The 15,970-nt window shown below is 70.0% G+C and carries 19 protein-coding genes; 13 read left to right on the plus strand and 6 right to left on the minus strand.

The features are described 5' to 3' along the window. Positions 1-54 precede the first annotated feature (54 nt). The 3 genes from NFT33_RS05760 to NFT33_RS05770 form a co-directional block, all read right to left on the minus strand. Positions 55-636 (minus strand): YceI family protein, encoded by a 582-nt coding sequence (locus NFT33_RS05760; protein WP_149504818.1) that lies wholly within the window; start codon positions 634-636, stop codon positions 55-57. Between the two features lie 56 nt (positions 637-692). Next, positions 693-1,259: a cytochrome b gene (locus NFT33_RS05765; protein WP_220784638.1), complete on the minus strand. Its 567-nt coding sequence runs from the start codon at positions 1,257-1,259 to the stop codon at positions 693-695. A gap of 82 nt (positions 1,260-1,341) precedes the next feature. Then, a complete protein-coding gene (locus NFT33_RS05770) occupies positions 1,342-2,313 on the minus strand; it encodes a MerR family transcriptional regulator (RefSeq protein ID WP_251673822.1) in 972 nt (323 codons plus the stop codon). 152 nt (positions 2,314-2,465) lie between these two features. Here NFT33_RS05770 and NFT33_RS05775 point away from each other — a divergent pair, with 152 nt between their 5' ends. The 8 genes from NFT33_RS05775 to NFT33_RS05810 all read left to right on the plus strand — a co-directional run bounded on the left by NFT33_RS05775 (position 2,466) and on the right by NFT33_RS05810 (position 9,975). Continuing rightward, the gene (locus tag NFT33_RS05775; RefSeq protein ID WP_251673825.1) at positions 2,466-3,053 is read left to right on the plus strand and encodes a glutathione peroxidase; all 588 of its coding nucleotides are present in this window, start codon (positions 2,466-2,468) and stop codon (positions 3,051-3,053) included. A gap of 362 nt (positions 3,054-3,415) precedes the next feature. Beyond that, positions 3,416-4,762: an NAD(P)/FAD-dependent oxidoreductase gene (locus NFT33_RS05780; RefSeq protein ID WP_251673827.1), complete on the plus strand. Its 1,347-nt coding sequence runs from the start codon at positions 3,416-3,418 to the stop codon at positions 4,760-4,762. Continuing rightward, positions 4,759-5,511 (plus strand): DUF1365 domain-containing protein, encoded by a 753-nt coding sequence (locus NFT33_RS05785; protein ID WP_251673830.1) that lies wholly within the window; start codon positions 4,759-4,761, stop codon positions 5,509-5,511. Before NFT33_RS05780 ends, NFT33_RS05785 begins: the two co-directional genes overlap by 4 nt. A 22-nt stretch (positions 5,512-5,533) precedes the next feature. After that, positions 5,534-6,802 (plus strand): SAM-dependent methyltransferase, encoded by a 1,269-nt coding sequence (locus NFT33_RS05790; RefSeq protein WP_251673832.1) that lies wholly within the window; start codon positions 5,534-5,536, stop codon positions 6,800-6,802. After that, positions 6,799-7,359, plus strand: a complete 561-nt coding sequence (locus NFT33_RS05795; protein WP_220784630.1) for a chalcone isomerase family protein — start codon at positions 6,799-6,801, stop codon at positions 7,357-7,359. Before NFT33_RS05790 ends, NFT33_RS05795 begins: the two co-directional genes overlap by 4 nt. Continuing rightward, positions 7,356-8,633, plus strand: a complete 1,278-nt coding sequence (locus NFT33_RS05800) for an MFS transporter (RefSeq protein ID WP_251673834.1) — start codon at positions 7,356-7,358, stop codon at positions 8,631-8,633. Before NFT33_RS05795 ends, NFT33_RS05800 begins: the two co-directional genes overlap by 4 nt. Beyond that, a complete protein-coding gene (locus NFT33_RS05805) occupies positions 8,630-9,187 on the plus strand; it encodes a DUF3833 domain-containing protein (RefSeq protein WP_251673835.1) in 558 nt (185 codons plus the stop codon). Before NFT33_RS05800 ends, NFT33_RS05805 begins: the two co-directional genes overlap by 4 nt. Then, the gene (locus NFT33_RS05810; protein ID WP_251673837.1) at positions 9,184-9,975 is read left to right on the plus strand and encodes an SDR family NAD(P)-dependent oxidoreductase; all 792 of its coding nucleotides are present in this window, start codon (positions 9,184-9,186) and stop codon (positions 9,973-9,975) included. Before NFT33_RS05805 ends, NFT33_RS05810 begins: the two co-directional genes overlap by 4 nt. A gap of 10 nt (positions 9,976-9,985) precedes the next feature. Here the strand turns inward: NFT33_RS05810 and NFT33_RS05815 are convergent, their stop codons facing one another. Continuing rightward, complete coding sequence (locus NFT33_RS05815) at positions 9,986-10,519, minus strand: hypothetical protein (RefSeq protein ID WP_251673839.1); 534 nt, start codon at positions 10,517-10,519, stop codon at positions 9,986-9,988. Positions 10,520-10,652: 133 nt separating this feature from the next. Continuing rightward, positions 10,653-11,615: a magnesium/cobalt transporter CorA gene (gene corA / locus NFT33_RS05820; protein WP_149504808.1), complete on the minus strand. Its 963-nt coding sequence runs from the start codon at positions 11,613-11,615 to the stop codon at positions 10,653-10,655. Positions 11,616-11,946: 331 nt separating this feature from the next. On the opposite strand from corA, the gene hpf reads away from it, so the two are divergent. The 3 genes from hpf to hprK all read left to right on the plus strand — a co-directional run bounded on the left by hpf (position 11,947) and on the right by hprK (position 14,029). Next, positions 11,947-12,294 (plus strand): ribosome hibernation-promoting factor, HPF/YfiA family, encoded by a 348-nt coding sequence (gene hpf / locus NFT33_RS05825; RefSeq protein WP_149504807.1) that lies wholly within the window; start codon positions 11,947-11,949, stop codon positions 12,292-12,294. A gap of 303 nt (positions 12,295-12,597) precedes the next feature. Next, positions 12,598-13,068 carry a PTS sugar transporter subunit IIA gene (locus NFT33_RS05830; protein WP_037477254.1) on the plus strand — a complete coding sequence of 157 codons (471 nt, stop codon included), beginning with the start codon at positions 12,598-12,600 and terminating at the stop codon, positions 13,066-13,068. Position 13,069: 1 nt separating this feature from the next. Continuing rightward, positions 13,070-14,029 (plus strand): HPr(Ser) kinase/phosphatase, encoded by a 960-nt coding sequence (gene hprK, locus NFT33_RS05835; RefSeq protein WP_220784625.1) that lies wholly within the window; start codon positions 13,070-13,072, stop codon positions 14,027-14,029. Positions 14,030-14,053: 24 nt separating this feature from the next. Here hprK and fur read toward each other — a convergent pair whose 3' ends face one another. Beyond that, a complete protein-coding gene (gene fur / locus NFT33_RS05840) occupies positions 14,054-14,485 on the minus strand; it encodes a ferric iron uptake transcriptional regulator (protein ID WP_149504805.1) in 432 nt (143 codons plus the stop codon). A 105-nt stretch (positions 14,486-14,590) separates the two neighbouring features. Between fur and NFT33_RS05845 the strand changes: the two genes are divergently transcribed. Next, positions 14,591-15,142, plus strand: a complete 552-nt coding sequence (locus tag NFT33_RS05845; protein ID WP_149504804.1) for an outer membrane protein assembly factor BamE — start codon at positions 14,591-14,593, stop codon at positions 15,140-15,142. Then, on the plus strand, positions 15,139-15,966 hold the full coding sequence (dapB, locus tag NFT33_RS05850) for a 4-hydroxy-tetrahydrodipicolinate reductase (RefSeq protein ID WP_251673842.1): 828 nt from the start codon (positions 15,139-15,141) through the stop codon (positions 15,964-15,966). Before NFT33_RS05845 ends, dapB begins: the two co-directional genes overlap by 4 nt. Positions 15,967-15,970: the final 4 nt, after the last annotated feature.

Here is a 15,970-nt window from a genome sequence, read left to right on the forward strand (position 1 = left end):
GCAGGGTCTCCGTGGAGGGGGTCAGGGTTGGGTGAGAGAGGGAAGGAAAGGGGTTCAGAGCGCCGGCACGCCGCTCAGGTTCAGCTTGAACTTGACCTGCACGTCGTTGGCGACCATCGAGGTGTCGGCCCAGTCGCCTTCGCCGATCTTGAATTCGAGGCGCTTGATCGCGAAGGCGCCGGTGGCGGTGGTGCTGCCGCCGGCCTGGGTCAGCGCGACCGGCACGACCACGTCGCGGCTGCTGCCCTTGATGGACAGCTTGCCGGCCACCTCGAACCTGCCGGCGCCGACCGCCTTGATCGCGCTGGACTGGAAGGTGGCCTGCGGGAACTTCGGCACGTTGAACCAGGTGGCCTTGGGCAGCTCGACATCCACCTCCGGCGAGCCGAAGGTGGCGCTGCCCATGTCGATGGTGAAGGCGACCTTGCCGGCTTCCGGCTTCTTCGGGTCGAAGGCGATCTGGGCGTCGAACTTGCGGAAGCGCCCCTCGACCGGCACGCCCATCTGCTTGCTGACGAAGAGCATCTCGCTCTTGGCGGCGTCGAGCTTCTGCTGGGCCAGCGCAGGCGTCGGTGCGACGACCAGGGCGGCGAAGGAGGCGGCGGCCAGGGCCGCGGTGCGCAGGATGACGGTCATGGAAGAACTCCGGAAATCAGGTGGGACGGGCGACGGCGGGGGGCGATCGGCGCGGCTCAGCGCGGCGCCGGACCCAGGCCCATGCGGCCGAGCAGGCGGTCGCGGTCGATGAACTGGTGCTTGAGCGCGGCGGCGACATGCAGCACCACCAGGCCGGCCAGGCCGAAGGCGCTCAGCTCGTGCAGCGGCTTGATCGATTCGGCCAGCGCCTTGTCGACCGGCATGAAGTCGGGCAGCGGCAGCACGCCGAACCAGACGATCGGGAAGCCCGCCGCCGAGCTGTAGGCCCAGCCGGTCAGCGGCACGGCGAAGAACAGCAGATACATCAGGTGGTGCGTGCCGTGGAAGGCGGCGCGCTGCCAGCCCGGCATGGCCTGGTCGATCGAGGCCGGCAGCGCGGGCGGGCGGTTCGCCAGCCGCCACAGCAGCCGCGCGGCCGACAGCGCCAGGATCGTCACGCCGGCCCACTTGTGCCAGTTGTAGAGCTTGAGCCGTGCCGGCGAGAAGGGCAGGCCGGTCATGTAGACCCCGACGCCAAAGGCGCCGCCGATGCCCACGGCCAGCAGCCAGTGCAGCGCGATCGCGGTGGCGCCGTAGCGCGAGGGGGAAGCGGTGGAACTCATGGCGGAGGGATCTCGGGTCAGCTGGTGCACAGCTTAGAGGGCCCTCCGTTCAGACGGATTCACGGGTCTTGATGCGTGCGTATCAATCGTTTGAATGACGATCGTCGCTCTGCCGGGTCTTGCCGGCCCGCGCGTGCCAGCGACCGATGCCCTGATGGATCTCGCCCAGCGTCGGCAGCATCAACACGCCTTCGACGCCACGACGCAGCATCGCCGCCTGCGGCGTGCCCGCCCACAGCTCGACCGGCTGCGGCAGCCGGGCGCGCAGCTCGGCCAGATGGTCGAGCGAGGCGCCGGCCGGACTGACCATCGAGAAGCCGAGCGCGACGATGTCGGCCCGATGCGCGCGGGCGGCCGCGACGATGTCGGGCATCGGCGTCTGGCAGCCCAGGTTCATGCAGCTCGCGCCCTCGAGGGTGAACAGCGCCTCGGCCATCAGCAGGCCCAGGCCGTGCAGCTCGCCGGGGAAGGTGGTCAGCAGCACCCGCGGCGTGCCGTCGGAGCGCATTTCCGGCGCGGTGGCGATCGCGGTGCGCAGCACCGTCTCGATCGCCTCGCTGCACAGATGCTCCTCGAAGACCTCGAGCTGGCCGCGCGACCAGGCCTCGCCGATCTCGACCAGCAGCGGCTGCGCAACCTCGCTGATGAAGTGCGCCAGGCCGCGGCGCAGCAGCGTCTGCATCAGCGCGCGGCGCAGGCCGGCCACGTCATGCGCGCGCAGCAGCTCGTACAGCGCCTTCGGCTCGGCCTTCAGGGCCGGTTCGGCCGGCGCGACCGTCTCGTTGCCCGAGAGCTGGCCCACCCGCTGCAGTTCCTCCATCGACAGCCCGACGATGCGCCCCGGGCGCCAGCCGGCATCGAGCAGGCGGCGGATGTGGCGCAGCTGCTCGACCTGCTCGGGCGGGTAGAGGCGCTCGCCGTTGTCGTCACGCAGCGGGCGAGGAAAGCCATAGCGGCGCTCCCAGACACGCAGCGTGTCCTTGCCGAGGCGGGTGTCGCGTTCGACGGCGGCGATCGTGAACATGGTCAGTGCGGTGGGTGCCCGGTCATTCATCAGGGGGCTCCGAGTGTGCCGCACATCGCCGGCCGTGACGCCGGGCCGGCGATGTCGCGCTTTCGTCGATAAATTGTCCTGGACAAACATTGTGGTTTTTGTCTGTCATGCCTAATATTAGAACCACATCCACTGTTTGCCCAAGACAAATCATGTTCAAGGCAACTCTTCTTGCGGCGCTGTGCGCACTGTTCATCGGCATGGCCCCGGCGCAGGCCGCCACGCCTGCCACGGCCACGCCCTCCGGCGCTGCGGCCTGTCCCGCCTTGCTCGACCGCACGGTGCCGCGGCTGCAGGACGAGAAGCCGCAGTCGCTGTGCCAGTACGCCGGCCGGGTGGTGCTGGTGGTCAACACCGCCAGCCAGTGCGGCTTCACCTCGCAGTACCGCGGGCTGGAGGCGCTCTACCGCAAGCACCAGGGCGATGGCCTGGTGGTGCTGGGCTTTCCGTCGAACGACTTCGCCGGCCAGGAGCCGGGCTCGAACGCGGAGATCGCCGCCTTCTGCGAGGACCAGTTCGCGGTGCGCTTCCCGATGTTCATGAAGACGCCGGTCACGGGGGCCAAGGCGCATCCCTTCTACGCCGACCTGGCGCGGCTCTCGGGCAGCACGCCGAAGTGGAACTTCCACAAGTACCTGATCGGCCGCGACGGGCGCACCGTCAAGGCCTACACCAGTTTCACCACGCCGGAGGACGGCGCGCTGCTGCGCGACATCCGCGCCGAGCTGGCTCGTCGCTGAGCGGCGTTCTTCCCACACCTTCTGCCCACCGGAGCCCGGACATGTCTGCTCACATCTCGACCCTCGCGGCCGCTGCCGTCCGGGAACTTCCGCGCGCGGGCCGGCTCACAGCCAGTGCATCCGATCGGCCTCGGCCTGCGTATCCGGTCCTCATGGACACCGAATACGCCGCTCCCGCCGATCGGGCAACGATTTTCACGCCGTGCAGCCTGTCCGGACCCCGCGTTCCGGCAGACCCCCGGAGGCGGTTCATCTCCTCCTCCCTCCCTCCCTTCTTCCCCTTCGGGCGCTGCACGGCGTCTCTTCTTTCCGGCCGCGCCGAGCTTCTCGGTCTCTCTTTTGCCGCCGGGAGGGCCTGAGCCATGCGACGCATCGCGATCATCGGCTCGGGCATCGCCGGCCTGTCGAGCGCCTGGCATCTGTCGGCGCCGGGTTCGGACTGCCGGGTCACGCTCTACGAGGCGGGCGACTACCTCGGCGGCCACACCCACACCGTCGACGTGACGCTACCCGGCCCGGACGGGCGGGCGCACACGCAGGGCGTCGACACCGGCTTCCTGGTCTTCAACCACCGCACCTATCCGGAGCTGCTGAAGCTCTTCGCCGAGCTGCGCGTCGACACCGCGCCGTCGGACATGTCCTTCTCGGTCCAGGCCGAACAGGGGCGGCTGGAGTGGAGCGGCTGCAACCTCGACACGGTGTTCGCGCAGCGCGCCAACCTGTTGAGCCCGCGCTTTCTGGGCATGCTGCGCGAGCTGCTGCGCTTCAACCGCCGCACCACCGCGCTGGCGCGCAGCGGCAGCGAGGCGCAGCTGGCGCAGTCGATCGGCGACTTTCTCGATGCGGAGCGCTTTTCCGACACCTTCCGGCGCTGGTACTTCCTGCCGATGATCGGCTGCATCTGGTCCTGCCCGACCGAGCAGATGCTGCAGTTCCCGATCGCGACGATGATCCGCTTCTGCCACAACCACGGGCTGCTGCAGGTCAGCGACCGGCCGCAGTGGCACACGGTGCTGGGCGGGGCGCGCCACTACGTGAACCGCATCGCCGCGCGGCTGCCCGACGTGCGGCTGTCGACGCCGGTGCATGCGGTGAGGCGCCTGCCCGAGGGCGGCGTGATCGTCACCGCCGCCGACGGCGAGGCGCGCTACGACGAGGTGGTGCTGGCCTGCCACTCCGACCAGTCGCTGCGGCTGCTGGGCAGCGATGCCAGCGCGGACGAGCGTGCGGTGCTGGGCGCGATCCGCTACCACCCGAACCGCGCGGTGCTGCACACCGACGAGGGCCAGCTGCCGCAGCGCCGCAAGGCCTGGGCCGCCTGGAACTACGAGCACGCCGGCGACGCGGGCCGCGAGCGCTCGGGCGTGTGCCTGCACTATCTGCTCAACCGGCTTCAGCCGATGCCGTGGACCCAGCCGGTGATCGTCTCGCTCAATCCGGTGCGCCAGATCCGGCGCGAGCACATCCTGGGCGAGTACGACTACAGCCATCCGGTCTTCGACCTGGCGGCGATCGAGGCGCAGCGCCGGCTGCCCGCGATCCAGGGCCGGCGCCACACCTGGTTCTGCGGTGCCTGGACCGGCTACGGCTTCCATGAGGACGGGTTGAAGTCGGGCCTGGCGGTGGTCGCGGCGCTGCGCGAGCGCGCGGCCGACGCCGGCCCGCATCTGAAGCTGGTCCGGCCGGTGTCGGCGGCGGAGGCGGCATGAACCCGCCGCGCGCGCTGATCGGCCGCGGCCCGGTGCGCCATGCGCGGCGCCGGCCGGTGGCCCGCGCCTTCCGCTACGACACCTGGTTCCTGCTGCTGCCGATGCGCACGCTGCGCCAGCAGCCCGATCCGGTGCTGGCGCGCAACCGCGCCGCGCGGGTCAGCTTCCATGACCGCGACCACGGCGACGGCGGCGACGACGCGCTGGCCTGGTTCGAGCGTCTGCTGGCGGCCGAGGGCATCGCGGACGCCGACGGCGAGATCTGGCTGCACACCTATCCGCGCGTGCTGGGCTACGCCTTCAAGCCGGTGAGCTTCTGGTACGCGCACCGTGCCGACGGCTCGCTGCGCGCCATCGTCGCCGAGGTCAACAACACTTTCGGCGAGCGCCACTGCTATCTGCTCGACCGCCCGGCCTGGGGCCGCGAGCTGCGCGCCGACAAGGTCTTCCATGTGTCGCCGTTCTGCCGCGTCGAGGGCGCCTACCGCTTCCGCTTCCTGCGCACGCCCGAGCGCACCGTGGTGCGCATCGACCATGACGACGCCGACGGCCGCGAGCTGATCAGCACCAGCGTCAGCGGCCACCTGGAGCCGCTGACGCCCGAGGCGCTGCACCGCGCCTGGACCGCCCACCCGCTGCTGACGCTGGGCGTGATGGCGCGCATCCACTGGCAGGCGCTGCAGCTGTGGTGGCGCCGTGTTCCCTTCTTCCACAAGCCGGTGCCGCCTGCGGCACTGGTGAGCCGATGAGACCTACCGAGCGAGACCTTCGATGAACCAGCCCGTCCGTTCCGCCGCGCTGCCCGGCCTGCCGCTGCGCCCGTCCGTGTCCTCGTCGACCCCGACCGAGATGCTGCTGCCCCGGGGTGCCAGCGCCGCCACCCGCACCGTGCTGGGCCTGCTCAAGCGCATCGAGCACGGCACGCTCGATCTGCGCTGGCCTGACGGCTCGCACCTGCGCCTGGGCTCGGGCCTGGAGCCGCGCGCCACGCTGGTGGTGCACGACCAGAAGGTGTTCACGGCCGCGCTGAAGTCCGGCGACATCGGCTTTGCCGAGGCCTTCATCGCCGGCGACTGGGACACCGACGACCTGCCGGCGCTGCTGCGCCTGCTGCTGCTCAACCGCGAGGCGATCGAGCGGCTGATCTTCGGCGGCTGGTGGGGCTCGCTGCTGCACCGGCTGCAGCACTGGCGCAACCGCAACAGCCGCGAGGGCAGCCGCCGCAACATCCACGCGCACTACGACCTCGGCAACGCGTTCTACCGTCTGTGGCTCGATGCCACGATGAACTACTCGAGTGCCTGGTTCGACGGCGATCACGGCCGTGCGCTGTCCGAGGCGCAGGACGCCAAGGTGGCTCGCGCGCTGGCCGAGGCCGGCGTGCAGCCGGGCAGCCGGGTGCTGGAGATCGGCTGCGGCTGGGGTGCGGTGGCCGAGGCGGCGGCGCGGCGCGGCGCGCACCTGACCGGCGTGACGCTGTCGACCGAGCAGCTCGCCTGGGCCCAGGAGCGCCTGGCGCGCCAGGGCCTGGGCGGGCAGGCCGAGCTGCGGCTGCAGGACTACCGCGACATCGCCGACGCGCCCTTCGACGCGCTGGTGTCGATCGAGATGTTCGAGGCGGTCGGGCGCGCCTACTGGCCGTCCTACTTCGAGACGGTGGCGCGCAGCCTGAAGCCGGGCGGGCGCGCCTGCATCCAGACCATCACCATCCGCGACGACCTGTTCGACCGCTATGTGCGCTCGACCGACTTCATCCAGCAGTACATCTTTCCCGGCGGCCTGCTGCCGAGCGACCATGAGTTCCGCCTGGCCGCCGGGCGCGCCGGGCTGGAGGTGGAGCGCACGCTGGCCTTCGGGCCGGATTACGCCGAGACGCTGCGGCGCTGGCGCGCCGATTTCCATGCGCAGGCCGAGCAGATCCGCCCGCTGGGCTTCGACCTGCCGTTCATGCGCACCTGGGACTTCTATCTCGCCTACTGCGAAGCGGCCTTCGACACCGGCAACACGAATGTCGTGCAGTACACCCTGAGGCGGCCATGACGACGCGCCGAGTCTGGCTGCGGGCCGCGCCGGCGGCCGCGCTGGGGCTGCTGGCGCCGGTCGCCCGGGCGACCGAACCGCCGGCGGAGGTGCGTGCCGCGCTGCCCGAGCCGCGGCTGCAGGGCACGATGCGCTTTCGCTGGCTCGGGCTGTCGATCTATGACGCCCGGCTGTGGCGGCCTGGCGCGGCCGCGCCGCTGAGCGCCGACGACTACGCCGGCCGCGACTTCGCGCTCGAGCTGATCTACGCCCGGCGCCTGTCGGGCGAGGGCATCGCCGACCGCTCGATCGAGGAGATGCGTCGCCTCGACCGCTTCGACGAGGCCCGCGCCGAGGCCTGGCGCGCGGCGATGCGCGCCGCGTTTCCCGATGTGCAGTCCGGCGAGCGCCTGGTGGGCGTGAACCGGGCGGGCCGGGGCGCACGCTTCCTGCATCAGGGCCGCCCGACCGGCGAGGTGGCCGAGGCCGAGTTCGCACGGCTCTTCTTCGGCATCTGGCTGTCGCCGCGCGGGGCCGAGCCGGCGCTGCGCGCCGCGCTGCTGGGGACAGGCGGATGAGCGCCGCGATCGGCGCCGGCCTGCGCTATGGCGCGCTCGGGCTGCCGCTGGCCTTCGTCGCATTGCCGCTCTATGTGGTGCTGCCCAACCATTACGCCGAGCAGTTCGGCGTGCCGCTGGCGGCGCTGGGCGGGGTGCTGCTGGCGGTGCGATCGCTCGACGCGCTGCTCGATCCGTGGATCGGCCAGCGGGTGGACCGGCTGCTGTCGGGGCCGTTCTCGCGTACGCTGCGCTGGCTGGCGCTGGCGGCGGCGGTGCTGATGCTCGGGCTGACCGGGCTGTTCTTCCCGCTGCCGGCGCTGCGCGGCGAGCTGCCGGCGCTGCTGGCCTGGTGCGCGGCGCTGCTGCTGGCGACCTGTCTGGCCTGGAGCGTGGCCAGCGTGCTGCACCAGGCCTGGGGTGCGCGCCTGGGCGGCGACGACGTCACCCAGGCGCGCCGGGTGGCCTGGCGCGAGGGCGCGGCGCTGGTCGGCGTGGTGCTGGCCAGCGTGCTGCCCTCGCTGGCCGGGCTGCCGGTCAGCCTGACGGTCTTCATCGTGATGCTGGCGCTGGGCGTGCTGGCGCTGGCCCGGGCGGATCGACCGGTGCCCGAGCCCGATCTGCCGGACACCGAGGCGGCCTCGCCCGGACCGTGGCAGCTGCCGGCCTTCCGGCGGCTGCTGGCGGTGTTCATGCTCAACGGCATCGCCAGCGCGGTGCCGGCGACGCTGGTGCTGTTCTTCATCCGCGACCGGCTGCAGCTGCCGCAGTGGGAGGGCGCCTTCCTGGCGAGCTATTTCCTGGCCGGTGCGCTGTCGCTGCCGCTGTGGGTGCGCTCGGTCGGCCGCCTGGGCCTGGTGCGCGCCTGGGGCGCCGGCATGGTGCTGGCGGTGCTGACCTTCTGCGGCGCGGTGCTGCTGGGCGAGGGCGACGGGCGCGGCTTCCTGCTGGTCTGCGTGGCCAGCGGCCTGGCGCTCGGCGCCGATCTGGCGCTGCCGGGTGCGCTGCTGGCGGCGGTGGTGCGGCGCAGCGGCCTGGGCGGCCGGGCGGAAGGGCGCTTCTTCGGCTGGTGGACGGCCGCCTCGAAGCTCAATCTGGCGCTGGCCGCCGGCCTGGCGCTGCCGCTGCTGCAGTGGGCCGGCTACCAGCCGGGCTCGCGCGATCCGCAGGGCCTGGAAATGCTCGGCCTGACCTACGCGCTGCTGCCCTGCGTCTTCAAGCTGATGGCGCTGGCGCTGCTGTGGCGGCTGGCCGGCGCGCTGGCTCCGACATCCCTGCAAGGAGATCCGCGATGACACCCCAGTCCCTTCCGCTGCGCCGCGCCGCCGGCGCCGGCCTGCTCGGCGCGCTGCTGATGCTGGCCGGCTGCGCCTCGCCCGCGGTCGAGCAGTACGCCGCCGAGCAGCCGCGCCTGCTGCTGCGCGAGTATTTCGACGGCCCGATGACCGCGCATGGCGTCTTCACCGACCGCTCCGGCCAGGTCGTGCGCCGCTTCACCGTCAAGCTGGTCGGGCGCTGGAACGGCCCGGAAGGCGTGCTGGAGGAAGATTTCTTCTACAGCGACGGCAAGACCGAGCGCCGCGTCTGGCGCCTGACCGATCACGGCGGCGGCCGCTACACCGGCCGCGCCGACGATGTGGTCGGCGAGGCGCGCGGCCAGGCCGCCGGCAACGCGCTGCGCTGGCAGTACACGCTGGCGCTGCCGGTCGACGGCCGGGTCTGGGAGGTGCAGTTCGACGACTGGATGTTTCTGATGGACGCCGAGCGCAAGGTGATGCTGAACAAGGCGACGATGAGCAAGTTCGGCATCCGTCTGGGCGAGGTCACGCTGGCCTTCCACAAGCCATGAGCAGCGCCGGTCTCAATCCGCGCCTGCGCGACTGGCACGGGCAGGGCGTCTGGATCGTCGGCGCCTCGTCGGGCATCGGCCTGGCGACCGCCGAGGCGCTGGCGGTGGCGGGCGCGCGCGTGGTGGTGTCGGCGCGCAAGGCCGGGCCGCTGCAGGACTTCGCCGCGCGCCACGCCGGTGCGCTGGCGCTGCCGCTCGATGCCTGTGCGCCGGGCGCGCTGGCGGGCGCCGTGCCGCAAGTGCAGGCGCATCTGGGCCGGCTCGATCTGGCGATGTACTGCGCCGGCCACTACACGCCGATGCGCGCCGACCGGCTCGATCTGGAGGAAGCGCTGCGCCATCAGGACATCAATGTCGGCGGCGCCTGGCGGCTGCTCGACGCGGTGCTGCCGGTGCTGCTGGTGCAGCGCACCGGCCATGTCAGCCTGGTGTCGAGCGTGGCCGGCTACCGCGGCCTGCCGATGGCGCTGGCCTACGGGCCGACCAAGGCGGCGCTGACCAGCCTGGCGCAGAGCCTGTGGCAGGACCTGCGGCCGCGCGGGCTGGGCGTGTCGGTGGTCTGCCCCGGCTTCGTGGCCACGCCGCTGACCGCGGGCAACACCCACCCGATGCCGGCGCTCATCTCGCCGGAGGAGGCGGCGCGCCAGATCCTGCGCGGCTGGGCGCGCGGCGAGTTCGAGATCCATTTCCCGAAGCGCTTCAGCCGGGTGATGAAGCTGCTGGGCGGGCTCGGCCTGATCAGCGATCGGGCTGCCTTCGCGCTGCTGCGCCGCACGACCGGGCTTTGAGGCGGGTCGGTCAGCGGCCAGGGCCCGAGGGCGCGCCAGCAGCCCCTTTTTCGTCCTCGTCGTCGGTGTCGTCGTCCGGGCTGTCCGGCGCCTGCTGCTGGCCCTCCGACAGGGTGTGCAGCTGGAAGCGGCCGCTGCGGTCGATCAGCCAGATCTCGTCCCAGCGCACCGTGTCCAGTCCGGCCGGGGGGCGGGGATAGGGCTCGGCGGCGCGGATCAGACGCTCGATCCACGGCAGGACCTCGCGGGCGACCGCGGGCTCGCGGGTGATCTCGATGCGGCTGACCCGCCCGTGGGTGTCGATCGTGGTGCGCACGCCGGCGATCGCATGCAGGAAGGGCGGCAGCAGGCCGTCGTGGATCCGCTCGGGGTGATTCAGGTAGATGTGGCGGGCGCCGTCGATCCGGTAGGCCGCCTCGGTGGTGGCCATCGTCGCCAGCGCAGGGCGGGGCGTGCGCGAAGGCGGCGCCGTGTCGAACTGGGCAAGGGCTGGCAGGGTGATGCCGATCAGCAGCCCTGCCAGCCAGCCTTTCTTTCCCCGCAACCGTGACGAGGGCTCGCCCGGGCTTTCGATGGTCTGGCGCCGGCCTCGGTCCGAGTCCGGCGGGGTCAGTCTAGCGGGGGCAGGATGGGCTCTGGCGTGCATAGTGCGCGAAGCGTCGAGGGCGGCGGCGCGCTCAGCGCATCCAGCCCTTGCGGCGGAAATACACCAGCGGTGCGGCGATCGACAGCGCCATCAGGCCGAGCGCCAGCGGATAGCCCCAGCGCGAGCTCAGCTCGGGCATGTGCTGGAAGTTCATGCCGTAGACGCTGGCGATCAGCGTCGGCGGCAGCATCGCCACCGAGGCCACCGAGAAGATCTTGATGATCTTGTTCTGGTTGATGTTGATGAAGCCGACGGTGGCATCCATCAGGAAGTTGATCTTGTCGAAGAGAAACGCGGTGTGGCTGTCGAGCGAGTCGATGTCGCGCATGATCTGGCGTGCCTCCTCGAACTGCTCCGCGTTGAGGAGCCGGCTGCGCATCATGAAGCTGACGGCGCGGCGGGTGTCCATCACGTTGCGGCGGATGCGGCCGTTCAGATCCTCCTGGTGCGCGATGGCCGACAGCGCCTCGGCGGCGGCATGGTCGTCCACCTCCTGCTTGAGCACCCGCGCGCTGACCTTTTCCAGCGCGTCGTAGATGCCCTCCAGCGCATCGGCCGAGTATTCCGCGTCGGCGTCGTAGAGCTTGAGCAGCACATCCTTGGCGTCCTCGATCATCGCCGGGATGCGCCGTGCGCGCAGTCGCAGCAGCCGGAACACCGGCAGATCCTCCGCATGGACCGAGAACAGCACGCCGTCCTTCAGGATGAAGGCCACGCGCACGTTGCGCGGCGTCTCGCCGTCATCGATCAGGAAGTCGGAGCGGATGTGCAGTTCGCCGTTGTCCTCCTCGTAGAAGCGGGCGGACTCCTCGAGGTCGTCGTCGACGATGTCGTCGGGAATCGTCAGGCCGAAGCGCCCCAGGATCCAGCCTTTCTCGATGGGCGTGGGGGCTTCCAGATCGACCCAGACCGGCGACACATGGGCCAGCGCGTCCGGCTGGTCGACCTCTTCCTGGAACAGACGGCCGCTGGCCAGCGTGAAGACGTTGAGCATCGGGAACGGCGCGCGCAGGGGAGTTCAGGGCGAACCGATTATTGCACCGTCGCAGGATGCGGGCCTGAATGAGCGCAAACCCGGAGATTAATCCCGTTCTCGCGGTACCAGCGCAATTCCACACAGTGCCTGCAGGGTGTGATGACCCGGGCTTGTCAGCCTTTCATGAAAGGGTCACACTGAATCCAAGCCAGACATCAAGAGCAAGAGGCAAAGACCTACGGATTCCTTCCGCCTGCGAGAAACCCGCCGCCATGTGCAGCGCTCTCTCCAGGCCGTTTTCCCGACAACGACAGCATCTTCCCACCCCTACCTCTCGAAAGGAGGCCACATGAATCTGACGATCAGCGGTCATCATCTGGAAGTCACCCCGGCTCTGCGCGAGTATGTGCTCACCAAGCTCGACCGCGTGACCCGACACTTCGATCAGGTGGTGGACGTCAACGTGCTGCTCACCGTGGAGAAGAACAAGGAGAAGGAGCGTCGTCAGCGTGCCGAGGTCACGCTGCATGTGAAGGGCCGCGACATCTTTGTTGAGAGTTCGCACGAGGATCTGTATGCCGCGATCGACCAATTGATGGACAAGCTCGACCGACAGGTCGTCCGCCACAAGGACAAACTTCAGAACCACCACCACGTATCGCCGAAGCGAAGCACTGCTTTCACCGAGGCCGTCTGAGGCCTGTTCACCTGCCGCGGCAGGTATCGCGACCCCTGCCGGGTCGCACGGAAGACGGCCCCTCGAAGGGGCCGTCGCCACTTCTGCGATCGACCTGAAAAGCGAAATCTGCTCATTTGGCCGATCCTTGCGGCCTTCTGACTGCCCTCTGACTGCGTCCGCGATACAACATGACGCCCTTGGTCCTGCATCTGCCCCGTCGGGGTGCGCGCAAGCTGTGCGGCACTTCCTATAATCGGTCCCCCGAACACACCTGACTGCGCGTTTGCGACGGCCTCCAGCCCGAGTCGGCGCCCGATCCCGATGAACCGTCTCGCCGCGATCCTTCCCGCCGGCAATGTGCTGGTCAACGTGGACGCTTCCAGCAAGAAGCGCGCGTTCGAGCAGGCGGGCCTGCTCTTCGAGAACCAGCAGGCCATTGCCAGGGCCACCGTCTCCGACAACCTGTTCGCGCGCGAACGGCTCGGCTCCACCGGGCTTGGCCATGGCGTCGCGATCCCTCACGGCCGCATCAAGGGGCTGAAGAATCCGCTGGCGGCCGTGATCCGTCTGGCGCAGCCGATCGGCTTCGAGGCGCCTGACGACGAGCCGGTCAGCCTGCTGATCTTCCTTCTGGTGCCCGAGGCTGCGACACAGCGCCATCTCGAGATCCTGTCCGAGATTGCCGAACTGCTGTCCGACCGGGACCTGCGCGAGCGCCTGAAGACCGAAGAGGATCCGGCGCGGCTGCATGAGCTGATTTCCCGCTGGGAGCCGATGCGCTCGGTGGCCTGAGTTGAAACCGACCGTCATCAGCGCCGAGGCGCTGTTCGATGCGCATCGCTCCTCGCTGAAGTGGGAGTGGATCGCCGGTCATGCGCATCCTGAGCGCCGTTTCGACGAGGTCGCCGTCCGCGACGCCCAGTCCGCGGCCGACCTGGTCGGCTATCTGAACTACATCCATCCCTACCGGGTGCAGATCGTCGGCCGTCGCGAGGTCGGCTATCTGCAGGAGTCCGACAGCGAGACGCAGGAGCGGCGCATCTCGCGCATCGTGGCGCTCGAGCCGCCGGTGCTGGTGGTGGCCGATGGCTGCACCCCGCCCGACCGCCTGGTGGCGATGTGCGAGCGCGCCGACATTCCGCTGTTCTGCACCCAGGATTCGGCTGGCCATGTCATCGACGTGCTGCGCGGCTTTCTCGGCCAGCACTTCGCCGAGCGCACCTCGCGGCATGGCGTCTTCATGGACATTCTCGGCCTGGGCGTGCTGCTGACCGGCGAGTCCGGCCTGGGCAAGAGCGAGCTGGGGCTGGAGCTGATCTCGCGCGGTCACGGCCTGGTGGCCGATGATGTGGTCGACCTGTTCCGCGTCTCGCAGTCGGCGATCGAGGGGCGCTGCCCGGAGCTGCTGCGCGACCTGCTCGAAGTGCGCGGCATCGGCCTGCTCGACATCAAGGCGATCTTCGGCGAGACCGCAGTGCGCCGCAAGATGCGGCTGAAGCTGATCGTGCACCTGGTGCGCAAGGAGACGCTCGAGCGCGACTTCGAGCGCCTGCCCTACGAGCCGCTGCACGAGACGGTGCTGGGTGTGCCGGTGCGCAAGGCGGTGATCGCGGTCGATGCCGGGCGCAACCTGGCGGTGCTGGTCGAGGCTGCGGTGCGCAACACGGTGCTGCAGCTGCGCGGCATCGACACCTACAAGGAATTCATCAAGCGCCACCGCGAGCTGATGGAGCGCGGCGACCAGGGACTGTGAGCGCCAGAGCGCTCACGGCCCGCATCACTTGATGCTGCGGTGCGGGCAGGCGTCCTTGGTGCAGTGCGCGTACAGCGCCAGCGTGTGCTCCTGCAGCGTGAAGCCGCGCTCCTGGGCGACCATGCGCTGGCGCGACTCGATCTGCGGATCGAAGAATTCCTCGACATGGCCGCAGTCCAGGCAGACCAGATGGTCGTGGTGCTGGCCCTCGTTGAGCTCGAAGACCGACTTGCCGCTCTCGAAGTGGTTGCGGCTCAGGATGCCGGCCTGCTCGAACTGCATCAGCACCCGGTACACGGTGGCCAGGCCGATGTCCGAGCCTTCGCTGAGCAGGATCTTGAAGACATCCTCGGCTGTCATGTGGCGCTGCTGGGCGCGCTGGAAGATGTCGAGGATCTTGATGCGCGGCAGGGTGGCCTTCAGGCCCGAGCTCTTGAGTTCTTCCGCGTTGGTCATGGGGTCGCCTGTGTCGTGCAGGCCTCGGTGGCCTCGCTAGAATCCTCGGATCATATCGGGATGCGCCTATCCCGTCTCTCGTCGGTCTCCTCCACCCAAAACGACATGGCTGCTCTGTCCCGCCTTTTTCGTCCCGCCCTGGCCGTCGTGGTGCTTGCCGCGGGAGCGGGGTGTTCGACCATCTCGTCCGACGGTCGCCTGCTCGGTCTGGTCACGCCCTACCGGATGGAAGTCGTCCAGGGCAATGTGGTCACCCGGGAAATGGTCGCGCAGCTGCGCCCCGGGCTGAGCCGTGACCAGGTGCGGCAGCTGCTCGGCTCGCCGCTGCTGACCGATGTCTTCCACGGCGACCGCTGGGACTATGTCTTCACGATCCGCCGCCAGGGGACCGAGCCGCAGCAGCGCCGGGTGACGGTCTTCTTCGATGGCGACCGGCTGAACCGCTTCGATGCCGGCGAGGCGCCGAGCGAGCGCGAGTTCGTCGACTCGATCAACGTCTCCCCGCCGAAGCCGCGCCGCACGCCGCTGGAGCTCGACGAGCAGCAGCTGCGCGCGATCGCGCCCCCGAAACCCACGCGCGCCGCCGCGCTGGTGCCGGGCACCGCCGCCAGCGGGCCCGCCCGTTCCTATCCTCCGCTCGAGACCGTTTCCCGATGAACGCTTCCGCTTCTTCCGCCGACGCCCGCCTGCGCGTCGCCATTGCCGGCTGCACCGGCCGCATGGGCCACATGCTGATCGAGGCGGTGCTGGCCTCCGACGACTGCGTGCTCGCCGGCGCGCTCGACCGCGAGGGCAGCCCGGCCGTCGGCCAGGACGCCACCGCCTTCCTGGGCAGGCTCAGCGGCGTGAAGATCGCCTCCGACCTGCGCGAGGGTCTGAAGAACGCCGACTGCCTGATCGACTTCACCCGCCCCGAAGGCACGATGGCGCATCTGGCGGTCTGCCGCGAGCTGGGCGTCAAGCTGGTGATCGGCACGACCGGCTTCAGCGGCGAGGAGAAGGCCGAGATCGGCGCGACCGCGAAGGACATCGCGATCGTGATGGCGCCGAACATGAGCGTCGGCGTCAATGTCGTGCTGCGCCTGCTCGACACCGCGGCGCGGGCGCTGAAGGAAGGCTACGACATCGAGATCGTCGAGGCCCATCACCGCCACAAGGTCGACGCGCCCAGCGGCACCGCGCTGAAGATGGGCGAGGTCGTCGCCGCCGCGATCGGCCGCGACCTGAAGGAATGCGCGGTCTACGGCCGCGAAGGCGTCACCGGCGAGCGCGATCCCAGCACCATCGGCTTTGCCACCGTGCGCGGCGGCGATGTGGTCGGCGACCACACCGTGATGTTCATGGGCACCGGCGAGCGCATCGAGATCACCCACAAGTCCAGCAGCCGCGCCACCTACGCCCAGGGCAGCCTGCGTGCGGTGCGCTTCCTGGCCGGTCGGGCCAGCGGCCTGTACGGCATGGACGACGTGCTCGGCTTCTGAGCCG

The organism is Sphaerotilus sp. FB-3, assembly GCF_023706025.1.
In the GTDB taxonomy this organism is placed as follows: domain Bacteria; phylum Pseudomonadota; class Gammaproteobacteria; order Burkholderiales; family Burkholderiaceae_C; genus Sphaerotilus; species Sphaerotilus sulfidivorans.